This is a genomic window from Streptomyces sp. NPDC005408 (assembly GCF_040606445.1).
In the GTDB taxonomy this organism is placed as follows: Bacteria; Actinomycetota; Actinomycetes; order Streptomycetales; family Streptomycetaceae; genus Streptomyces.
Window position 1 is genome coordinate 43,270 of the sequence record NZ_JBEXEX010000019.1, and the last position, 21,283, is coordinate 64,552.

A 21,283-nucleotide genomic window follows, 5' to 3' on the forward strand; every position below is an offset into this window, starting at 1 on the left:
ATCATGGCCATCCCGGTCGCGCCGACCACCCCGCCGTCCCAGGAAGCACTGCTCGGGCTGTTCCCGCCGGGCACGGTGCTCGATCGGGACGGCGGGCTGGTGATCGGCGGCTGTCCGGTGACCGGGCTCGCGGAGCGCTTCGGCACCCCCGCACTGATCGTCGACGAGGCTGCGCTGCGGGCCCGTGCCCGCCGCTACGCGGACGGACTCGCCGCCCGCTGGGCGAACTCGCGGGTGGCCTTCGCCTCCAAGGCCTTTCCCTGCACGGCCGTGTACCGGCTGCTGGCAGAGGAGGGTCTGAGTATCGATGTCGCCGGCGGCGGTGAGCTGGCCCTGGCCTTGGCGGGCGGGGTCGACCCGGCGTCTCTGGTGGTGCACGGCAACGCCAAGACCGACGGCGAGCTTCGGATGGCCGTGGAGGCCGGTGCCGGACTGATTGTCATCGACAACTTCGACGACATCGACCGGCTCGAGCGGATTGTCACCGGGGAGCAGCCCGTCCTGGTGCGGGTCACGCCCGGAATCCGCCCGGACACCCACGCCGCGGTCTCCACCGGACAGGAAGGATCGAAGTTCGGTCTGACACTGCCCCGGGCCCGGGAAGCGATCGCCCGGCTGCGCGGCAGCAGCAAGCTGCGGCTGGACGGGGTGCACGTCCACATCGGATCCCAGATCCTCGACACCGAGCCGTTCGCCCGGGCGGTGGAGGCGGTGGCGGGCCTCGGCGCCTTCGCCGTCTACGACCTCGGCGGCGGCCTCGGCGCCCGCTACACCTACGACGACCGGCCTCCCAGCGTCGAGGAGTACCTGGACACCCTGGTGGACGCTGCCCGCCGTGTGCTGCCCGCCGACGCGCAGATCGTGATCGAGCCCGGCCGGTCCATGGTGGCCGAGTCCGGGGTGACGCTCTACCGGGTGGTCACGGTCAAGCAGGGCGAGCCGGCCTTCGTCGCCGTGGACGGCGGAATGGGCGACAACCTCGAAGTCGCGCTGTACGGACAGCGGTTCGAGGCCACCGTCGCCACCCGTGTGGGCGGCGGTGAACCCTGCCATCTGGTGGGCAGGCACTGCGAGTCCGGCGACACCCTGAGCGCGGGTGTGCGGCTGCGTGATCCACGGCCCGGGGACCTGATCGCGGTACCGGTCACCGGTGCGTACTGCTTCTCCCTCAGCAACAACTACAACGGCACGCTGCGGCCGCCTGTCGTCTTCTGCCGCGACGGCGAGGCGCGGGCCGTGGTGCGCCGCGAGACGTACGGCGACCTGATGCGACGCGATGTCCCCTGAGTCGCAACCACCCCTCGTTTCCCCTCACCCCGGAGGAGCCCCCATGTCATCTCGGCCGACGCTGCGTCAGCAGCTGCTGAGGCGCAAGCCATTGCACGCGTTCGCGACGGAGTCGGAGGGAGGCGGCGGGCTGCGCCGTACCGTCGGCCCCTTCCAGCTCACGATGATCGGGATAGGTGCCACCATCGGCACCGGCATCTTCTTCCTGCTCAGCACCGCCGTGCCGGAGGCCGGCCCGGCGGTCATCGTGTCCTTCGCCCTCGCGGCGGTGGCCGCGGCCCTCACCGCGCTCTGTTACGCGGAGCTGGCCTCCGCGGTACCGGTGTCGGGCTCCTCGTACTCCTACGCGTACGCCACGCTCGGCGAATTCGCGGCCTGGGCCGTGGGCTGGTGCCTGCTGCTGGAGTACGCAGTCTCCGGCGCCGCGATCGCGGTGAGCTGGGGGCAGTACCTCAACGACCTCACCGAACGGCTCTTCGGCTTCCAGATGCCCGAGGCGATCTCCGCGCCGCCGGGCGCAGGGGGATACATCAACCTGCCCGGGGTGGTCCTGGTGGGCCTGTGCTGTCTGCTGCTGGTGCGGGGCGCCAAGGAGTCGGCGGTGGTCAACACGGTGATGGTGCTGGTCAAGCTCGGGGTGCTGGTGCTGTTCGTGGTGGTCGGCGTCACCGGCTTCGACTCCGGCAACCTGCAGCCGTTCGCCCCCATGGGCGTCGCAGGCATCGGGACGGCCGCGGCCACCGTCTTCTTCGCCTTCATCGGCCTGGACGCGGTTTCCACGGCCGGTGAGGAGGTCCGCGACCCCCGGCGCACGCTGCCAAAGGCCATCGTGGGGGCGCTGGTCGTGGTCACCACCATGTACATCCTGGTCGCCGTGGTGGGCGTGGGCGCCCAGCCCTGGTCGGCATTCGAGGGGCAGGAGGCGGGACTCTCCGTCATCCTCGGCGACATCACCGGCGCCGGCTGGCCCGCCGCACTGCTCTCCGCGGGCGCGGTGCTGTCGATCGTCAGTGTCACGCTGGTCGTGCTGTACGGACAGAGCCGCATCCTCTACACGATGGGCCGCGACGGCATGCTGCCCGCCGCCTTCCGCCGGGTGAGCCCGCGCAGTGGCACACCCGTGTTCAGCACCGTCCTGACCGGCGGCTTCGTCGCCGTCCTCGCGGCGGTCTTCCCACTGGACCTGCTCGCCGACCTCACCAGCATGGGCACCCTCGCGGCCTTCGCGGTGGTCTCCGTGGGCGTGATGGTCCTGCGCCGCACGGCGCCTGAACTCGAACGGGGCTTCCGCGTCCCGGGCTACCCGGTGGTCCCGATCCTGTCCGTCCTCGCCTGCGCCTACCTGATCCAAGAACTGCCCCTCGACACCTACTTGTTGTTCGGCGGCTGGCTGGCCGTTGCGCTGGCCGTCTACCTCCTCTACAGCCGCCGGAACTCACGGCTGGAGGCGGGCCCCGACCCAGCCCCGGAGCAGGCAGGCGTGGTGCGGGCGGAGCCCTGATCAGGCGCCAGCGTGTTCCAGCAGGAGATGGAGGTCGTGGGCGGCCTCCGCGGTGGACCAGACGGCGACGGCGAGGATCGCCGCGGTGGCGAGTGCCGGGGCCGGGCGCAATCGCAGCGGCGGGGCGAGCAGAGCCGCAACACGGCGGGGGACCGGTCCCGCGCTGCTGAGGTGCGTACGCCGGGTCAGTGCGCCGAGCATGCCGAGGGCGGCGGCGGGGATACGGGAACGGGCGGGCGCGCGGTGGGCGGCCAGGGCGGCCTTTCCCACCGTGCGCGCGGCTTTGTGGCGGTCGCCCGTGGCGGTCGCGGCGCTCTCGTCGGCCCAGCGTTCGACGGTGAAGGTGACGGCGGACGCGAGCGGCCGCAGCAGTGGGTTGGCAGCGGCGCCGAATTGCGCGAGGGCGACGAACGCGTAGTGGTGCCCGGCCAGATGGGCGCGTTCGTGGGCGAGCAGGACCTCGTGCTCGCTCTTCTCCAGGGCGTGCAGCATGCCGGTGGAGACGATGACGCGCCCGGGGAGGCCGGGCAGGGCGAATGCCTCGGGGGCCGTGTCGTCGACGACGACGAGGCCGTCCGGCGCGGGCATGCAGGCGGCTTCCAGGACGGCAGCCGCCAGGGATCGGACGCGGCGCCAGAGCATGCGTCCAGCGGCGAACGCGGCAGCGGCGAGCAGCAGGCCGGCGATCAGGGCGACGGACAGTTCGGCGGGGTCGTCGCGCTGCGCGGCCTGGGCCGACCAGTGGCCGAGGGCTGCGAGCAGGGGGATACGGAGCAGTCCGGTGGCGGCGAGCATGGCCAGCGAGAGGGTGCTCGCCATGGCCAGGACCATGGACGTGGCGGTGAGCAGCCACGTGGCGAGGCGGGGTTCGCAGCGTTCGGCCAGCGGCCGCGCGCCCAGGGGGGCGAGCAGGGACAGCAGCAGCGGGAGGTAGACGGCGATGCGCATCCGGTGGCTGCCCTACCGTTCCGGATCCGAGTCGGGTGTGAGCAGTTGGCGCAGCAGTTCCTCGTCGGTGCTGGACAGGCCGTCGACGAAGCGGGCCAGGACGGTCTCGCGGTCGGGCCGCTCTTCCAGGACCCCGCGCATGCGGCGGGCGGCGAGCCCGGGGGCGTCCGCGACAGGGGTGTAGGCGTAGGCGCGGCCGCGCGGTGTGCGGGTGAGCAGCTGCTTGGTGTGCAGGCGGGTGAGGATCGTCACGACCGTGCTGTAGGTGATCTCGTCACCGAGCCGGTCGGCGACCTCGCCCGGGGTCAGGGCACCGGAAGCCTGTTGCAGCACGGCGAGGATTTCGGCCTCACGTTCGCCGTTGGCCCGTTTGCGGCCTCGATCCGGCGTCTGCGCAGTCATGGGTTTGTCGTGCCCTCCACTTTGCTTCTACAGTCGTGTAGAACTTCTACGGCGGTGTAAAAGCTGCCGTTTCCCGAGTGTGCCATGAGCCCGTCCCCGGTGGACAGCGCGGGACCGGTCTGCTGCCCCTTCAGAGAGGGATCTTGTGAGTGCCATCAGCATCAGCCAGGCCGCCGTGCTCGGTGTCGTGGAGGGGGTGACGGAATTCCTGCCCATCTCCTCCACCGGCCACCTCAAGATCACCGAAGGGCTGATGGGCGTCCCGGTCGACGACACGTCCGTGGTCGGCTTCACCGCCGTCATCCAGGTCGGGGCGATCGCCGCTGTGCTGGTCTACTTCCGCAAGGACATCCTGCGCATCGTCTCCGCCTGGGGCCGCGGTCTGGTCGACCGCGAGGAGCGGTACCACCACGACTACAAGTTCGCCTGGTGGGTCATCTTCGCCACCCTCCCCATCGTCGCCGTAGGACTTGCCGCCAAGCCGCTCATCGAGGGCTCGCTGGCCTCGCTGTGGGTGGTGGCAGGCTCGCTGATCGTCGGCAGCGGTCTGATGTGGGCGGCCGACCAGATGGGCCGCCACAAGCGCGGCGAGGACGACACCGGCTTCAAGGACGCCATGCTCGTGGGCTGTTCGCAGATCCTCGCCCTGCTCTTCCCTGGCTTCTCCCGCTCCGGCGCGACCATGTCCACCGCCCTGATCCTCGACCTCGACCGGGTCGCGGCCACCAGGCTGTCGTTCTTCCTGGGCATTCCGGCGCTGACGGGCGCGGGCCTGTACGAACTCAAGGACGCCGTCGGCGCCGGGGTGGACACAACCCCGCTGCTTGTCGGCACGGTCGTCTCCTTCGTGGTCGCCTACGCCTCCATCGCCTGGCTGCTGAAGTACGTCGCGAAGCACTCCTTCAACGCGTTCGTCGTCTACCGCCTCCTGGTCGGCGGCGTCCTGTTCGCGCTGCTGGGCACCGGAGTGCTCCACGCCTGAGCGCGCCGAACACGCGCGGCCGCAGCGGCATTTCAGTAGAGGATGGAGGGGAGATACGCCCCGGCGCGTTCGTTGTAGAGCCCGATGGTCATCAGGCTCATGAGCTGACTCACCTTGAGGCCGCTTCGCAGACACCACTGCAGCAGGGCGCTGTTGCGCGCGGGGACGAGGATGCCGGGGCCGCCGAAGGGGGGAGCCGCGGCGATGAGCGCCCTGATGTCCTCGGTGGTCTCGCCCACCGCATGCGCGAAGAAGGACAGGTCGGTGGCATAGCCGGTGAGCCGCCCGTCGTGCTCGGTCACGAGGGCCGTGCCCCTCTTGAGCGCGTCGGTGACCTCCCCGTCGCGATCGACCCCGTGGACGCTGCGGCACACCTCGTTGCAGCCCGCCAGGTCCGCGTCCGTCGCAGGGCGCACCTCGTAGCCTGGCACGGCTACTCCGATCGGGGGCCCTGAAGGCAGGCCACGGTCTCGCGGAACTCGAACCGGAGGCCGGCGTAGAGCGCGAACGACCGGGAGTGGTAGCCGCTCTGCAGCAGCCGGATACCGGGTGCATGCCGCTCGGCCGCCCGTTGCATGACGTCCTGCATGAGCGGGCGCCCGACGCCTCCGTTCTGGACGGTCGGGTCCACGGTGATCGGCCCCACGCCGACGACGGGCGAGCGCTCGTCGAGGAGGTTGCTGCCCACGATCCGGCCGTCGAGCTCGGCCACGACGCTGTAGTAGCCGGGGTTCAGCAGCATCTCGAACATCCCCGTGGCCGTGTCCGTCCCAGGGATGTCGGAGGGGAACCCGTGCGCGTGGGCGATTCTGGAGAAGGCATCGAAGCAGATCCGGCCGCACTCCGCGGCGTCGTCCGGCCTTCCGGGGCGCAGTACGAGATCCACGATTGCATCTCCTCCCGGCAGCCGGGCGTCCGACGAAGGGCTCTCGTTCCATCAAACGCGCCTTCTGAACGTCATGCCGACCGCGTCGCCCCGCTCTCCGGCCGGTGCCGGGCCCGGGCGATGAGAAGGGCCACGTCGTCGTGGTTTCCCGGCTGGCGCAGCTCGCGGAGAAGTGCGTCGCAGGTGTCCTCCAGGGATCGCCGGGGTTCTGCGAGGAGCGCGAGGAAGGCGTCCAGACGTTCGTCGATGGCCTGGTCGCGTGTTTCGACCAGGCCATCGGTGTAGAGGACCAGCTGGTCGTCGGGGTGCAGAGCGAGCGTGGTGGTGTGGAAGGCGACGTCGCCGACGCCGAGCGGCGCGCCGGTGGGCAGGTCGAGCAGTTCGGGGGCCTGGCCGGGGCGTACCAGGGCGGGTGGAAGGTGTCCCGCGCAGGAGATGAGGCACTGCGCCTGGTGGGGATCGTAGACGGCGTAGATACAGGTGGTGATGGTCTGCCCCATGCGGTCGGTGATGCGGTCGAGATGGCGCAGCACCTCGGCAGGGTCGAGGTCGAGTTCGGCCAGCGTGCGGGTGGCGGTGCGGAGCTGGCCCATCGTGGCGGCGGCGGTGATGCCGCTGCCCATGACGTCGCCGATGACGAGCGCCGTCTTGTCGCCGGACAGCGGGATGACATCGAACCAGTCGCCGCCCACCTCACTGGCGGCCTGAGCGGGCTGGTAGCGGTAGGCGATCTGCAGGCCGGGCTGTTCCGGTGGCTGCTGCGGCAGCAGACTGCGCTGGAGCGTGAGGGCCGTGTTGCGCAACTGCCGGTACCAGCGGGCGTTGTCGATGCATACGGCCGCCCGCGCCGCCAGCTCCCCGGCCAGGACCTCGTCGTCGCCGGTGAACGGTTCCGGGTTGCGGGTGCGTTTGAGGTCCAGAGCGCCGAGGACTTCCCCCCTCGCGATCAGCGGTACGGCGAGATACGAGTGCACGCCCGCGGCGGCGAGCAGCTTTGCGGCTTCGGGACTACGGGCGATACACGTCAGGTCGTCGCTGCCCACATGGGACACGCGGACCGGCCGGCCGGTGTTCACGCACCGGGTGACCAGCCGGTCGGCCTCGTACCGGGCGACCTCACCGGGCGGATCCGCCGCGCTTACGGCATCGCTGGGCTGGGAGGCCGCCACGGCGAGAGCGCGGAACAGTGCGGGGCCTTCGTGGATCACGGCGGCCGAGTGGCCGTTGAGGATGCTGTCGAGTACGTCCACCGCGGCCACATCGGCCAGCTCGGGTACCGACACGTCGGCGAGCTCGCGGGCGGTCTGTTCGAGGTCGAGCGTGGTGCCGATGCGTATGGAGGCGTCGGCGACGATGGAAAGGCGTTGCCGGGCCAGAGCAGCCTCCGCGGTTGCCCGGTACCGCTCTGTGACGTCCACGACGGAGATGGCAAGGCCCAGCACCTTCCCGTTCGAGGACTCCAGCCGGTAGAAGGACACCGACCAGGCGTGCTCGCGATCCGGGTCGGCCGGGGTACGCCCGAGGGACTCCCGGTCGAGGATCGGGATTCCGGAGGCGAGAACCTTACGCATCGCGGCCTCGATGGCCTCGGTGTCCAAGAACGGCAGTGCCTCACGGACGCGACGTCCAACATGCTCGGCGGCGGGCAGACCGTTGATGCGCTCCAGGGCCGGGTTGACGGTGACGTACCGCAGATCGGTGTCCACCACCGCCAGTCCGATCGGCGACTGCGAAATGAGCCGGGTGGACAGCGCCAGGTCGCGCTCCACCTGCCGCAGCGTCCCCTGGTCGGTGGCCAGGCCCAGGGCGTAGAAGCCTTTCCGGTTGTCCTCCAGCCGCATGTTGCGGAACTCCACCAGGAGAGTGCCGCCGTTCTTGTGCCGGATGGGAAAGACACCCGCCCAGCTGCCCTCGCCCACCATGACCTGGGTGAAGAGCCGACGCACCAGCGCCCTGTGCTGCTCATGGACGAGCAATTGGCCTGCGTAGCTGCCGAGCGCCTCGGTGGCGGTGTACCCGTACAGATCCTCGGCCTGCGGGCTCCACAGGACGATCCGGCCGTCCGCGTCCAGCACCACGGCGGCAACGTTCAGTACGTCCAGAAGGCCGCTCGTCTCGGATCTGCTGCCCGTCGGCCGGGTCGGGTCGGCAGGGAAGGATTCGGTTGCGCTCATCCCAAGCCCTCCGTCCGCCCGCCGCCATCCTTTGGTGCCCGGTGCTGAGACTCCGGCCTCGGGCGACGTCCGCTCTTGATGCACCCATCGTCTCTCTGCTCTGCCCGGGGCCGCACCCCTTCCGCGCTTCTCCACCTCCCGCGTACCCGCGCTTTACGAAAACTCCCCTCAGTGATTCTGGCGGAGCTGCGCCCACCACACAGCCCCGGCCGGGAGGGCGGTCGCACCGACCATGAGCACGGTCACTTTCCGTGACCATCGCGAGCCGCGTGTGCTCCTTCCTCCGCTTTGCGATGCACCACGCCAGACCCGCTCACTGATCCGGCCCGATCGACCGGACAGGACCTGGCACCGGTCGCCAGCACCGGTCGCCGGGGGGCCGTCGGCATCCCGGCGTCGTGCCAGCGGGCCGGGACACTACCAGCTCAGACGGGTCGCCGATATCCCTGTGTCCCAGTACGTCACGGGTGCTTGAGGCCTGCCTGACTCCTCGTCAGCCTCGGTGCCGGGGGCGGTCGTTCGCGGCGAGAAACTGTTGCAGGTGTACCGGTAGGAGCTGCTGCGCCGCGAGCCATATCTGACGATCCATCACAGTCCCTGCAGGTTGAGCGCTTTGCGCTCTTTTTGCCAAGAGGGCAGGGTGGATCTCTTCGCATGTCAGGGGCTGTCAGGCAACGAGCCTGAGGCGTCATCCCAAAGTTACTGTCGGGCAGTCGGGTCAGTCGCGCCCGTGGGGGACCTACCACTCAACCAGCCGCCGCCAATGGTAGGTGAGCCTTGCCTCACTTGCAAGAGGTGATCCTCGGCGCCCGACTCATCGCACATTCCCGACCCCATCGACCCCCCTGTACCGGGGTAGCAGAGAACTGGGAGATCCCAAGGTGACCACGGTCCATGACACGCTCACCACGGAGGAGTCCGGAGCCGACGTCGTCGGCACGGCGACGGCGCTCCTCGATGCCTACCGGCCCGCGACGGACCGCTTTTTCGCCTCGCCGACGAGAACGCTTCTTGCCCGCGGTGTGAGGGCCCCCGTACCGCACGACGCGCGGCCGCTGACCGAGCGCGTGCAGGAGGCCCTGACGGTGGCCCGGGTCTCGGGGCAGCCGGACCCCGTGGTCGTCGGAGCGATCCCCTTCGACCCGTCCGTGCCCGCCGCGCTCGCCGTCCCCGAAACGCTGCACCGTGCGCCGGCCCTCGGCAAGGACCCGCTGATCGCGCTGCCCGCGCCACAACCGGCCGACACCGCCTGGGAGTTGCGCCCGGTGCCCATGCCGGAGCAGTACGCGGCTGCCGTTGCCGCCGCTGTTGTCCGTATGAAGGCGGGGGAGTTCCGCAAGGTCGTCCTTGCCCGCGCGCTCGATCTGACCGGCGACCGGGAGCCCGACGTGCCGGGGATGCTGCAGCGTCTCGCCCGTCGCGACACCCGCGGCTACACGTTCGCGATGCCCACGGGCACGGGCCGGACCCTTCTCGGCGCCAGCCCCGAACTCCTCGTCTCCCGGCGCGGAAGCAGCCTGCTGGCCAACCCGCTCGCCGGCTCCACACCTCGCAGCAGTGACCTCGCCGAGGATGTGCGGCGCGCTGCCGCACTGCTCGAATCGCCCAAGGACCTGCACGAGCACGTCGTTGTCGTGAACGCCATACGCGAGGCGCTGGCCCCGTACTGCAGCGACCTCGTCGTGCCCGAGAGGCCCACCCTCGTGAAGACCGCCGCCATGTGGCACCTGTCGACGACCATCACCGGATCGCTCGCGGGGCAGACGGTATCCGCGCTGGAACTCGCCTGCGCCCTGCACCCCACACCCGCCGTCTGCGGGGAGCCGACCGCACTGGCCCGGAAGGTCATCGCGGAGCTGGAGCCGTTCGACCGGGGTCTGTACTCCGGTGTCGTGGGGTGGGGCGACGAACAGGGGGACGGTGAGTGGGTGGTGACCATCCGCTGCGCCGAGGCGGCCCGGGGCGGTCTGCGGCTGTTCGCCGGGGCCGGTGTGGTCGCCTCCTCCGACCCGGTGGCGGAGACAGCCGAGACGAGCGCCAAATTCCGTACCTTCCTCGACGCCGTGGGGGCGGAGCTGTGAGTGGCGACGCACCGACCTGGCCCGCCGACTTCGCAGCCCGCTACCGCGCCGCCGGGTACTGGATGGGGGAGACCTTCGGGCAGATGCTGCGTGGCCGTGCCGGGCAGCATCCGGACCGCGTCGCCGTCGTGGACCCTGCCGGTGCCGGGCGGCGCTGGACCTACGGTGAGCTGGACCGCCGCGCCGACCGGCTCGCCGCGGGCTTCCGCGACGCCGGTATCGGCAGGGGCGACCGTGTGGTGGTGCAACTGCCGAATGTCGCGGAGTTCTTCGAGGTGGTCTTCGCGCTGTTCCGGATCGGTGCGCTGCCGGTGTTCGCGTTACCGGCCCACCGGGAGGTGGAGATCGGGTACTTCTGCGCGTTCTCCGAGGCGGTCGCGTATGTCATCGCCGACCGGCACGAGGGCTTCGACTACCGCCGCCTCGCCTCCAAGGTGAAGGAGCAGACACCCACGCTGCGCCATGTGTTCGTCGTGGGAGACCCGGGGGAGCACTCCGCGCTGAGCACCGTGCCGCGTGAACCCGTCGGGCTGGACGGCTTTGACGAGCCGAAGGCATCCGACCTGGCCTTCCTTCAGCTGTCCGGCGGAAGTACGGGCGTGCCGAAGCTGATCCCGCGTACACACGACGACTATCTGTACTCGCTGCGGGGATCGAACGAGATCTGCGCGATGGACGAGAACAGTGTGTATCTCGTCGTGCTGCCCGCTGCGCACAACTTCCCGCTCAGCTCGCCGGGTTCGCTCGGCACGCTGTGCGCGGGAGGACGGGTGGTGCTGTGCCCCTCCCCGGCGCCGGAGACGGCGTTCCCCCTGATCGAACACGAGGGTGTGACGATCACCGGCCTCGTGCCGCCGCTCGCCCTGGTGTGGACCGAGGCCGCGCCGAACACGCCGCACGACCTCTCCAGCATGAACGTCCTGCTGGTGGGCGGCGCCAAGCTCAGCGAGGCGGCCGCCCGGCGTGTACGGCCCGCGCTCGGCTGCACTCTCCAGCAGGTCTTCGGCATGGCCGAAGGTCTCGTCAACTACACCCGGCTGGACGACGACGAGGAAACCATCGTCACCACCCAAGGCCGGCCGATCTCGCCCGACGACGAGATCCGCATCGTCGACGACGAGGACAGGGAGGTCACCCCCGGCGAGCCCGGCCATCTGCTCACCCGTGGCCCGTACACCATCCGCGGCTACTGGCGCGCCCCCGAGCACAATGAGCGCTCGTTCACGCGGGACGGCTTCTACCGCACCGGCGACATCGCCCGCGCGACCCCGAGCGGACACCTCGTGGTGGAGGGGCGCGCCAAGGACCAGATCAACCGCGGCGGCGAGAAGATCGCGGCGGAGGAGGTCGAGAACGTCATCCTCGGCCACGCGGCCGTCCACGACGTGTCCGTCGTCTCCGTCCCCGACGACTATCTCGGCGAGCGCACCTGTGCCTACGTCATCCTGCGCGACGGGGCCGAGCTGCGACACGCCACCCTGCGACGGTTCGTACGCGAACGCGGTCTCGCGGCCTACAAGGTGCCCGACCGTGTCGAGTTCGTCGAGGTCTTCCCGCACACGGGTGTCGGCAAGGTCAGCAAGAAGGACCTGCGCACGACCGCCGTCGAGCCCGCCCATCCCTGAAAGGCACCCCCTTCTATGGCGCTGCCCGCCATCGCCCCGTACGCCATGCCCGGCGTCGCCGGCCTGCCCGAGAACCGCGTCGACTGGACCGTCGACCCTGCGCGGGCCGTCCTGCTCGTCCACGACCTGCAGAACCACTTCCTGTCGGCCTTCGAGGCAGACACCTCGCCGGTGACCGAACTCCTCGCCAACACGGCCCGGTTGACGAAGGACGCCCGAAGCCGCGCCGTCCCCGTCGTCTACTCCGCGCAGCCGGGCGGCCAGAGCCCCGAACAGCGCGGTCTCCAGCAGGACTTCTGGGGGCCCGGACTGCCCGCCGACCCGCATGCCGAAGCCATCGCGTCGGCCGTGGCGCCGGAGGAAGGCGACACGGTCCTCACCAAGTGGAAGTACAGCGCCTTCGTACGGTCCGAGCTCGCTGCGCTGCTGGAGCGCCAGGGCCGCGACCAGCTCGTCATCACCGGCGTCTACGCGCACATCGGCGTGCTCATGACCGCCTGCGACGCCTGGATGCGCGACATCAAGGCCTTCGTCGTCGCCGACGCCGTCGCCGACTTCGGCGAAGAGGAACACCGATCGGCGCTGCGCTGGGCCGCCGGCCGCTGCGCCGTCGTGACCACTACCGACGCGATCTTCAAGGGGGACTGAATCGTGGCGCTGACCATGCAGCAGATACGTGAGGACGTCGCCGATGTACTGGGGGAGGACCCCGCGGACATCCCTGACGACGAGAACCTTGTCGACTACGGGCTCGACTCGGTCCGCCTCATGAGCCTGGTCGAACGGTGGCGGCGTGAGCACGGCGCCGACATCTCGTTCGTCGATCTCGCCGAACGACCCGCCATCGAGGCGTGGTCGCCTCTGCTGGGGGTTCAGGCATGACGCCCGACGGCGGCGCGGACACGACGGGACTTCCGCTGACAGCCGCCCAGTTGGGCATGTGGTATGTGCAGGCTCTCGACCCGGAGAGCCCCGCGCTGAACACGGCCGAGTACCTGGAGATCGAGGGACCCTTGAGGCCCGGTCTTCTGGCCGAGGCGCTGCACCGTACCGCTCGCGAGGCCGACGCGCTGTGTGTACGGATCGCGGAAACCCCTGACGGGCCACGGCAGTTCGCTCTCGACCCGGGCACGCCCGGCCTCGGCTTTCCGCTGCACACGGCCGATCTTCGGTCGGAGCCGGATCCGCAGGCGGCTGCCCGGGCCTGGATGGACGACGATCTGACGCGGCCGTTCGACCTCGCGACCGGCCCGCTGTTCCGGCATGCGCTGTTCCGGGTCGGCGACGAGCACTGGCTGTGGTACCAGCGCGTACACCACATCGTCATGGACGGCTTCGGCTACTCGCTGCTCGCCCGCCGCACCGCGGAGGTCTACTCCGCCCTCGCCGCGCAGGCGCAGCCGGGCGCAAGCCCCTTCGGCCGCCTGGAGGAACTGATCGCCGACGATGCCGCCTACCGCGACGGCGACCAGTTCGACAAGGACCGGGCTCACTGGGCCGAAGCGCTCGCCGACCGCCCGCAGGCGCCCGCGCTCGCCGGGCGTACCGTGCTGCCCTCCCGTACCTTCCTGCGGTGCAGCACCCACGTCCCGGCCGAGACCACGTCCCGGCTTCGGGCCCTCGCCGACGAACTGCGCGCCACCTGGCCGGAGTTGCTGGTCGCCACCCAGGCCCTCTATGTCTCGCGGGCCACCGGGGGTTCGGACGTGGTGCTGGGGATGCCGATGATGGGCCGTATGGGCTCGGTCGCCCTGCGGATTCCCGGCATGGTGATGAACGTCCTGCCGCTGCGGCTGACCGTCGAGGCGGACACCACACTCGCCGGACTGACGCGGCAGGTCGTCCTCGCGGTACGCGCCGCGCGCCGCCACCAGCGCTACCGGATCGAAGACATCAGGCGCGACCTCGGGCTGCTCGGCGAGGGCCGGGCACTGGTCGGACCGCTGGTCAACATCATGCCCTTCGACTACGCACTCACCTTCGGCGGCATCACGGCCGTCCCGCACAACCTCTCCGCGGGCCCGGTCGACGATCTCACCGTCAACGTCTACGACCGCACCGACGGCCGCGGGCTGCACGTCGACCATGACGCCAACCCCGCCGTGTACACCGGCGACGAGCTCACCGCCCACCAGAAGCGGTTCCTGCACCTGCTCACCCGGATCGCCTCCTGCGATCCCGCGGCCCCACTGGGGGAACTCGGCATCGCGACCGAGGAGGAACAGCAGCGCGTGCTGGCCGAGTTCAACGACACCGACCGGCCGCTCCCCGCCACCACCCTCATCGGCCCCATCGAGGCACAGGTACGCCGCACCCCTGCCGCCCCGGCCCTCGTCTTCGGCGACCGGACTCTGACGTATGCCGAACTGAACGCGCAGGCCAGCCGTCTCGCCCGCCATCTGGCCGGACGCGGGGTGCGGCCGGGTGCGCTGGTGGCGGTCGCCGTGCCGCGTTCGGTGGAGCTGATCGTCGCCCTGCTGGCTGTCCTCAAGGCGGGCGGCGCCTATCTGCCGCTCGATCCGGGCTATCCGCCCGGCCGCCTCGCCGACATGCTCGACGACGCCGCCCCGGTTTGTGTCGTCACCGAATCGGCCACCCGCAGGCAGCTGCCCGACACGGAGCTCCCGCACATCCTGGTCGACCGGGCGGATCTGTCGGCGCTTTCCCCGCTCGACCCGCCGCGCGCGCTCACGCCGCAGCATCCCGCGTACGTCATCTACACCTCAGGATCCACGGGCAGGCCCAAGGGTGTCGTCGTGCCCCATGCGGCCATCGACAACCGGCTGCGCTGGATGCAGCACACCTACCCGCTCGCCCCCGGCGACCGGGTGCTGCAGAAGACACCCTCCAGCTTCGACGTGTCCGTATGGGAGTTCTTCTGGGCCCTGCGCGAGGGCGCCACCCTCGTCGTCGCCGAACCCGAAGGACACAAGGACCCGCTCTACCTGGCCCGGACCGTCCAGGAGCAGTCCGTCACCGTCTGCCACTTCGTGCCGTCCATGCTCCAGGTGTTCCTCGCGGAGCCGGAAGCGGCCGGATGCTCCTCGCTGCGGCACGTCTTCTGCAGCGGCGAGGCCCTGCCCCGCGACACCGTGGAGGACTTCCACCGCACGCTGCCCGCAGTGCAGTTGCACAACCTGTACGGACCCACGGAAGCGGCCGTCGACGTCACGCACCACACCTGCACACCTGGGCAGACGGGGCCGGTACCCATCGGCCGTCCCGTGTGGAACACCCGCCTGTACGTCCTGGACGCAGCCCTCAAACCCTGCCCGCCCGGTGTCACGGGAGAGCTCTACCTCGCGGGCGTGCAGCTCGCCGACGGCTATCTCCGCCGCCCCGAACTGACGGCTACCCGGTTCGTCGCCGACCCGTACGGCCCCGACGGCTCCCGCATGTACCGCACGGGAGACCTCGCCCGCTGGACCGCCGACGGCGAGGTCACCTACCTCGGGCGCACCGATCAGCAGGTCAAACTCCGCGGCCAGCGACTCGAACCCGGCGAGATCGAGGAGCACCTTGCAGCGATGGACACGGTGACCGGCGCCTGCGTGATCGTGCGCGAGGACCGGCCGGGTGATCAGCGGCTCGTCGCCTACATCACGGGCAGCGGCGCCGTACCGGACCAGGAGACGCTGCGGGCGCGCCTTGGCACGGTCCTGCCCGAGTACATGGTGCCTTCGGCGATCGTCCGCCTCGACGACTTCCCCCTGAGCCCCAACGGCAAGCTCGACCGCAAGGCCCTGCCCGTCCCCGCCACCGACACGAAGAGCGACGGACGCGCCCCACGCAACCCCACCGAGGAGACACTGACGCGTCTCTTCGCCGAAGTGCTCGGCCTGGAACGGGTCGGCACGGACGCTGCCTTCTTCGACCTCGGCGGGACATCCCTGCTGGCCGCCCGTCTCATGTCCCGTATCCGCGAGACTCTCGGGTTCAGCGCGCCGATCGGGACACTGTTCCGGGCGCCCACACCGGCCGCACTCGCCGAGCGGCTCACTGACAACAGCGGTCCCGACACCGCGCTGGAGGTACTGCTGCCGCTGCGCGCGAGTGGCGACCACCCCCCGCTCTTCGTGTTCCATCCGGCCGGCGGAATCAGCTGGTGCTACTCGGGGCTGCTCCCCGGGCTGGGCTCCGGCCGGCCCGTCCACGGACTCCAGGCGCGCGGTCTGATGCACGACGACGAGACGCTGCCCGCCACGATGGACGACATGGCCGCCGACTATGTGGCCCAGATCCGCACCGTCCAGCCCCACGGCCCCTACCGCCTCCTCGGCTGGTCCGTCGGAGGCGTCATCGCCCACACCGTCGCCGTCCACCTTCAGCAGAGCGGCGAACAGGTCGACCTGCTGGCCCTGATGGACGCCTACCCGTCGGACCAGTGGCGTGACCTCGCCGGACCCACCGAAGCCGACGCGCTCAACGCCCTTCTCCGCATGGCCGGTTTCGAGGGCGGTGACGGCCTCACCCGGGACAGCGTCCTTGCCACCCTGCTCCACGAGGGAAGCGCGCTGGCGGCCCTTCCCGAACGGGTGCTGACCGCCGTACTCGGCATCGTCACCAACAACGCCCGCCTGATGCGCACCCACCGGCACCAGACCTTCGAGGGGGACCTGCTGTTCTTCACGGCGGCGGCGCCCCGGGCCGAGGACTGGCTCACCCCGCACGCCTGGCGGCCGTACATGACCGGGCGGCTCGACGAGCACCGGCTGGACTGTCTGCATCCCGAAATGACACAGCCTCGGCAACTCGACGAGATTGCCACCGTCCTCATGGCCCGGCTCAAGGAACTCGACACATGACCCAGCCCTGCCTGAAGGCACGCTTGCCGTACTCCTGATTTCAGGCCGGGGCATTTGCCGGCACACCACAAAACCCCGGATGTCAGCGAGATGTCAGACGAGGTGGAAAGACCGACAACCGACAAGCCCTGCCCGCATAGTGGGGCAGGGGCTCAGCCGAGGCGAATATCCATGGGTGCCACAAACCTGCACTCACTTCTTCTTCATTGTTCTGGAGGAACACGCATGTCCCGTAGCCGCCGCTCAATTCACCGCCGAGTCCTGCTTGCCGCCGCCATATCCGCAACCTGCGCGCTCGGCCCGGCCGGTGCGGCCATGGCCGCGGCCCCGGCGCAGGTCCAGACCCACCAGACGTCCTACACCGTGGACTCGGCCCAACTGGGCCAGGGGCTTTACCAGTCCGCCTACTCCGCACGGAACAACGTCCTGTGGGTCACCAGCTCGGTCGGATACCCCCCGGTCACCCAGACCCAGCTGCTCAAGGTGGACCCCGAGACCCTGAAGGTGAAGGCCGCCTACACCCCGCCGCTCAAGGACGAGGCCACCGGGGCGCGGGAAGCGATTTACGGGGTGGCGGTGGATGACGTGCACAACACCGTGTGGACCACCAACACGCTGGACAACTCCGTTGCCGTCTATAGCCAGCGCACCGGCGAGCACCTCGCCTCGCTGCCCGGCGTGAAGCACCCGCGCGATGTCGTCGTCGACCAGAAGCGCAACCTGGTGTGGACCGCCGGGCTCGAGGACGGCAGTGTCGTCGCCTTCGACAGCCGTACGTACCAGGAGAAGAAGCGGGTCACCGTCGCGGGCGCGACTCCCGCGGGCGTGGCTGTCGACGGGCGCACGGGCATCGTCTACGCGGCCGACCTGACGAATGGTCAGCTCATCGAGATCTCTCCGGCGTCCGACAAGCCCAGGCTGATCCCCGCGGGCAAGGGCACCATCGACGTGGCGCTGTCCGCCGACGGGCGGACCGCCTACGCCGTCAACCAGGGGAGCGGTTCCGTCGCCGTCATTGATCTGCAGGCGGGAGTGGTGCAGAAGGAGATCGCGACGGGAGCGGGCGCCCTCGCCGCGGCGACCGACCCTTGCACCGGCAATGTCTTCGTCGCCAACAGGGAATCCGGGACGACCACGGTGGTCGACCCCCGCAAGGGAATCGTTCTCGCGGACCTTGCGACCGGCGCGAACACCGACCATGTCGTCGTCGCCCACGGCACCGCCTATGTCGTCGACAAGGCGGCGGTCGGCGCGCAGGCCATGGACTCCGTCCACCGCATTCGCACCACCGGCTGACCGGCGCACAACGCAGCCTCGGGCGAGATCCGCCGCGTCGCACCGCACGGTGGTCGGCGCGGCGGAGCCGTGTGGTGAGCACTCGTGCCGCAGGCCGCCCGCTCCGATAACGCCCACGATGTCCGAAAAGGGCTGCATGGGCATTTCCTCTTTTTATGGCATCCGATGCCCGCATTAGAGAAAGTCGGGTGAATTCTCTTTATCTGGCGGACCGCCGCAAAGCGGACAGTTGCCCACTGCCACCAGTGAAATGGGTCACGTCTGTCAGGGCCTACGGGGGCGCCGCCGGGCCCAGTCCCGTTCTGCAGAAAGAGAGTTGAGTTTCCCGCTGGGGGCGGATGGCGGATTTTCTCCGGACGGATCCGCCTCGCGGATTGCAATTCGGAATTCAGGGCTTGTTTCACCCAGTCCATTTCGCTTACGGTCACCGCAACCCGGATGGACCGCCGAATCCTGCCGCCGTCCGGTAAACCGCACCCACTCACGTACGGCAGGAGCGGGGGACCCAGGTAAGCCGCCGATCCGGAAATCCGGAACGGCTAGGGGTGAAGTCGCGACCACACAGCGGCCGGGCATCTCCAGCCCGAACCCGACAGCTCACCTCGCAGGCGACGGAGAGGAATTCGTCATGCCCGCAAAGGGTAAGCACCGCCGTCCCAAGTCCAACTCGCTGACGCGTGGCCTTGTCGCCGCAGGCACGGGCGGGGCCGCACTCGTCCTCCCGGTGATCGGCGCAACCACCGCCGGTGCCGCGCAGACGGCGACGCAGCCCGCTCTCGCGGCAAAGGCTGTGACGGCGATCACGCCGGCCGCCGCGAAGAAGGCCCCCACGACCTATTCCGTCGTCGCAGGGGACTCCCTCGCCAAGATCGCGGACCAGCTCAACGTGAGCGGCGGCTGGAAGAAGCTGTACCAGGACAACCGCAAGGTCATCGGTGACAACCCGCGGATGATCCACCCCGGCCTCAAGCTGACCGTCGGCAAGAAGGCCGCCAAGGCGGCTTCCGCCTCCGATCGGGCCGACCGCTCGAAGCGCACGAGCACGCTGACCGCAGCGAAGAAGCCCGCCGCCTCGAAGCCCAAGGCGTACTCCAACGACCTCGACGGCTGGATCAAGGAGTCGCTGGACGTCATGGCCAAGCACGGCATCCCGGGCTCGTACGACGGCATCCACCGGAACGTCATGCGCGAGTCCTCGGGCAACCCGCTGGCCATCAACAACTGGGACTCCAACGCCCTGGCCGGAACCCCGTCCAAGGGGCTCCTCCAGGTCATCGACCCCACGTTCCAGGCTTATCACGTGCCCGGCACGTCGATGGACAGCTATGACCCGGTCGCCAACATCACCGCCGCGTGCAACTACGCAGCCGACAGGTACGGCTCGATCGACAATGTGAACGGCGCCTACTGACGGCTCGAGCTCATACGTCGCGGCGGTGCACGACGACCGCAGTGAGGACCGCCGCGACGGTCGGCCAGGCAGCGAACACGGTGGCGCAGGCTGCTCATTCCCCGCCCGTCGTCTTCGCTCCGGAGAGAAGTTCATCGGCAACCACCGTCAGCACATCGGGTAAAGCCCAGGCGAGGGCATCGACGGCTTGCTCGCGGTGTCCGTGAGCCCCGCCGAAGCAGCCGCGGCCAGCGCGGCCACCACCAACTCCACCCCAGTCATACCCGCCCCGTCGTTGAGCCGATTCGATTCGGCATCGTCCAGTCGCAGCAATCGTGACGGCACCCAGTCTGGCACCGCGCACCCCTTCGCATGACAGATGAGGCTTGATCGGCGTTCGTGATCGATCCCTCCGCACCGGGATACTGGTCAGTCCTGATCGACTCGCTGACCACGAGGAGCGGACACATGCCGGACACGGCACAGAAGAACGGCAGTTGGCGACGGGGCACGAGCGGGCGCCATGCCGTTGTCGTCGGGGGCAGCCTGGCGGGACTGCTCGCGGCACACGTACTGGCCGAGCACGCCGACAAGGTGACGATCGTCGAGCGCGACCAGTTTCCCGAGGGCCCCGAGACGCGTCCGGGCGTGCCGCAGGGGCGGCATGCCCATGTGCTGCTCGAGGGCGGACAGATCGCGCTGGACGCCCTGCTGCCGGGCTTTGTCTCCGAGTTGAGAGCCTCGGGTTCGCCACGGATCGGTCAGCCGGCGGACATGGTCCAGTGGCAGAGCGGCCGATGGTTCAGGCGCACGGAGGCGACCTCGTACATCTACACCGGCTCCCGTGGACAGATCGAGCACTTGGTGCGCGAGCGGTCCTGGCCAACCCGGCGATCACGACCGTTACGTCGACGGAGGCCGTCGGTCTGCTCGGTGACGCCTCCCGGGTACGGGGCGTGCTGCTGCGACGGCGCGGCGAGGGTGCCCGGGCGGTCGAGCAGCAGCCGCAAGAGATCGAAGCGGACCTGGTGGTGGACGCTTCGGGACGCGGATCGCGGGCCTCGCAGTGGCTGTCGGCGATCGGCGCCGAGCCCCCGGAGGAGGAGGGCATCGACACGGGCCTCGCGTACGCCTCCCGTATCTACCGCAACAAGAGCGACAACCTCGGCTCGGACTCGCTCGGTTACTACGTCTTCCCCAATCCCTCGCAGGTGTACGGGGGAGGGGTGCTGCCGCTGGAGGACGGCCGCTATCTGGTGATTCTGTCGGGCCTGCGGGGCGACGAACCGCCCACGGACGAGGACGGGTTCACGGCCTTCGCGGCCCGCTTCCCGCATCCCTTCATCCACGACTGGCTGCGCGAGGCCGATCCGGACACGCCGCCCTTCGGCTTCCGCCAGACATCGAACCTCCGCCGCCGCTACGACCGCCCGGGCCGCCGCCCCGCCGGTTTCCTCGCCACGGGCGACGCCCTGTGCACGTTCAACCCGATCTACGGCCAGGGCATGGCGGTCGCGGCAATGAGCGCGGTGGCGCTGCGGGACGCGCTGACCGATCCGCGACGTACGCCGACGACGCGATCGGTCCAGCAGGCGCTGTTCGAGGCGTCCCGCCAGGCCTGGGACATCTCGGCCGGCGCCGACAAGAAGATGCCGGGCGCGGTGGGCAACGCGGTCACCACCGGGCCCGCGGACCGCGCCGCGGGCTGGTACCTGAGGCGCGTCCAGCAGAGGTACCCGGGTGACCCCGTCGTGGGCCCGGCCTTCCGCTCCGTACTGACCCTGACCTCGCCGCTCACCGCCCTGTTCGCACCGAAGGTGGCCCGGGCGGTGGTCTTCGGACCCGTGCCCGCGACGCCGTCGGAGCCCCCGATGACGCGGGAGTCGACGCGCGCCTGAGGAACGGT

15 protein-coding genes, 1 pseudogene and 1 riboswitch are annotated in these 21,283 nt (G+C 70.0%); of the genes and pseudogenes, 11 read left to right on the forward strand and 5 right to left on the reverse strand.

The window, feature by feature from the left end; all coding sequences use genetic code 11:
* Positions 1 to 3: 3 nt before the first annotated feature.
* Positions 4 to 1,287 carry a diaminopimelate decarboxylase gene (lysA, locus tag ABZS64_RS19575; protein WP_355830805.1) on the forward strand — a complete coding sequence of 428 codons (1,284 nt, stop codon included), beginning with the start codon at positions 4 to 6 and terminating at the stop codon, positions 1,285 to 1,287.
* Positions 1,288 to 1,330: 43 nt separating this feature from the next.
* On the forward strand, positions 1,331 to 2,788 hold the full coding sequence (locus tag ABZS64_RS19580; protein WP_355830808.1) for an amino acid permease: 1,458 nt from the start codon (positions 1,331 to 1,333) through the stop codon (positions 2,786 to 2,788).
* On the opposite strand, the gene ABZS64_RS19585 is transcribed toward ABZS64_RS19580, so the two are convergent.
* Both ABZS64_RS19585 and ABZS64_RS19590 read right to left on the reverse strand, forming a co-directional pair.
* Positions 2,789 to 3,736, reverse strand: coding sequence for a M56 family metallopeptidase (locus tag ABZS64_RS19585; protein WP_355830810.1), 948 nt, complete (start codon positions 3,734 to 3,736; stop codon positions 2,789 to 2,791).
* Positions 3,737 to 3,748: 12 nt separating this feature from the next.
* Positions 3,749 to 4,138: a BlaI/MecI/CopY family transcriptional regulator gene (locus tag ABZS64_RS19590; protein ID WP_355830812.1), complete on the reverse strand. Its 390-nt coding sequence runs from the start codon at positions 4,136 to 4,138 to the stop codon at positions 3,749 to 3,751.
* Positions 4,139 to 4,283: 145 nt separating this feature from the next.
* Between ABZS64_RS19590 and ABZS64_RS19595 the strand changes: the two genes are divergently transcribed.
* A complete protein-coding gene (locus ABZS64_RS19595) occupies positions 4,284 to 5,120 on the forward strand; it encodes an undecaprenyl-diphosphate phosphatase (protein WP_355830815.1) in 837 nt (278 codons plus the stop codon).
* 32 nt (positions 5,121 to 5,152) lie between these two features.
* Here ABZS64_RS19595 and ABZS64_RS19600 read toward each other — a convergent pair whose 3' ends face one another.
* The 3 genes from ABZS64_RS19600 to ABZS64_RS19610 all read right to left on the reverse strand — a co-directional run bounded on the left by ABZS64_RS19600 (position 5,153) and on the right by ABZS64_RS19610 (position 8,180).
* Positions 5,153 to 5,551 carry a hypothetical protein gene (locus ABZS64_RS19600; RefSeq protein ID WP_355830818.1) on the reverse strand — a complete coding sequence of 133 codons (399 nt, stop codon included), beginning with the start codon at positions 5,549 to 5,551 and terminating at the stop codon, positions 5,153 to 5,155.
* A gap of 2 nt (positions 5,552 to 5,553) precedes the next feature.
* Complete coding sequence (locus tag ABZS64_RS19605; protein WP_355830820.1) at positions 5,554 to 6,006, reverse strand: GNAT family N-acetyltransferase; 453 nt, start codon at positions 6,004 to 6,006, stop codon at positions 5,554 to 5,556.
* A 71-nt stretch (positions 6,007 to 6,077) separates the two neighbouring features.
* A complete protein-coding gene (locus tag ABZS64_RS19610; protein ID WP_355830822.1) occupies positions 6,078 to 8,180 on the reverse strand; it encodes a SpoIIE family protein phosphatase in 2,103 nt (700 codons plus the stop codon).
* 881 nt (positions 8,181 to 9,061) lie between these two features.
* Between ABZS64_RS19610 and ABZS64_RS19615 the strand changes: the two genes are divergently transcribed.
* The 8 genes and pseudogenes from ABZS64_RS19615 to ABZS64_RS19650 all read left to right on the forward strand — a co-directional run bounded on the left by ABZS64_RS19615 (position 9,062) and on the right by ABZS64_RS19650 (position 21,275).
* Positions 9,062 to 10,261 (forward strand): isochorismate synthase, encoded by a 1,200-nt coding sequence (locus ABZS64_RS19615; protein ID WP_355830825.1) that lies wholly within the window; start codon positions 9,062 to 9,064, stop codon positions 10,259 to 10,261.
* Entirely contained in the window at positions 10,258 to 11,886 is a 1,629-nt protein-coding gene (locus ABZS64_RS19620; RefSeq protein WP_355830828.1) for a (2,3-dihydroxybenzoyl)adenylate synthase, read from the forward strand. The genes ABZS64_RS19615 and ABZS64_RS19620 overlap by 4 nt, the downstream gene beginning before the upstream one ends.
* 15 nt (positions 11,887 to 11,901) lie before the next feature.
* Positions 11,902 to 12,534: an isochorismatase family protein gene (locus ABZS64_RS19625; protein ID WP_355830831.1), complete on the forward strand. Its 633-nt coding sequence runs from the start codon at positions 11,902 to 11,904 to the stop codon at positions 12,532 to 12,534.
* A gap of 3 nt (positions 12,535 to 12,537) precedes the next feature.
* A complete protein-coding gene (locus ABZS64_RS19630; RefSeq protein ID WP_355830832.1) occupies positions 12,538 to 12,768 on the forward strand; it encodes a phosphopantetheine-binding protein in 231 nt (76 codons plus the stop codon).
* Positions 12,765 to 16,691, forward strand: coding sequence for an amino acid adenylation domain-containing protein (locus ABZS64_RS19635; RefSeq protein WP_355830834.1), 3,927 nt, complete (start codon positions 12,765 to 12,767; stop codon positions 16,689 to 16,691). Before ABZS64_RS19630 ends, ABZS64_RS19635 begins: the two co-directional genes overlap by 4 nt.
* A 225-nt stretch (positions 16,692 to 16,916) precedes the next feature.
* Complete coding sequence (locus tag ABZS64_RS19640; RefSeq protein ID WP_355830837.1) at positions 16,917 to 17,987, forward strand: YncE family protein; 1,071 nt, start codon at positions 16,917 to 16,919, stop codon at positions 17,985 to 17,987.
* Positions 17,988 to 18,451: 464 nt separating this feature from the next.
* A riboswitch (cyclic di-AMP (ydaO/yuaA leader) is annotated at positions 18,452 to 18,611 on the forward strand.
* Positions 18,612 to 18,615: 4 nt separating this feature from the next.
* Positions 18,616 to 19,398: a LysM peptidoglycan-binding domain-containing protein gene (locus tag ABZS64_RS19645; RefSeq protein WP_355830839.1), complete on the forward strand. Its 783-nt coding sequence runs from the start codon at positions 18,616 to 18,618 to the stop codon at positions 19,396 to 19,398.
* Between the two features lie 447 nt (positions 19,399 to 19,845).
* Positions 19,846 to 21,275: pseudogene (locus ABZS64_RS19650) on the forward strand (FAD-dependent monooxygenase).
* Positions 21,276 to 21,283 lie beyond the last annotated feature (8 nt).

Coding starts and splice junctions, on each gene's coding strand:
- lysA (WP_355830805.1), top strand. CDS start 4: ATGGCCATCCCGGTCGCGCCGACCACCCCGCCGTCCCAGGAAGCACTG.
- ABZS64_RS19580 (WP_355830808.1), top strand. CDS start 1,331: ATGTCATCTCGGCCGACGCTGCGTCAGCAGCTGCTGAGGCGCAAGCCA.
- ABZS64_RS19585 (WP_355830810.1), bottom strand. CDS start 3,736: ATGCGCATCGCCGTCTACCTCCCGCTGCTGCTGTCCCTGCTCGCCCCC.
- ABZS64_RS19590 (WP_355830812.1), bottom strand. CDS start 4,138: ATGACTGCGCAGACGCCGGATCGAGGCCGCAAACGGGCCAACGGCGAA.
- ABZS64_RS19610 (WP_355830822.1), bottom strand. CDS start 8,180: ATGAGCGCAACCGAATCCTTCCCTGCCGACCCGACCCGGCCGACGGGC.
- ABZS64_RS19625 (WP_355830831.1), top strand. CDS start 11,902: ATGGCGCTGCCCGCCATCGCCCCGTACGCCATGCCCGGCGTCGCCGGC.
- ABZS64_RS19635 (WP_355830834.1), top strand. CDS start 12,765: ATGACGCCCGACGGCGGCGCGGACACGACGGGACTTCCGCTGACAGCC.
- ABZS64_RS19640 (WP_355830837.1), top strand. CDS start 16,917: ATGTCCCGTAGCCGCCGCTCAATTCACCGCCGAGTCCTGCTTGCCGCC.
- ABZS64_RS19645 (WP_355830839.1), top strand. CDS start 18,616: ATGCCCGCAAAGGGTAAGCACCGCCGTCCCAAGTCCAACTCGCTGACG.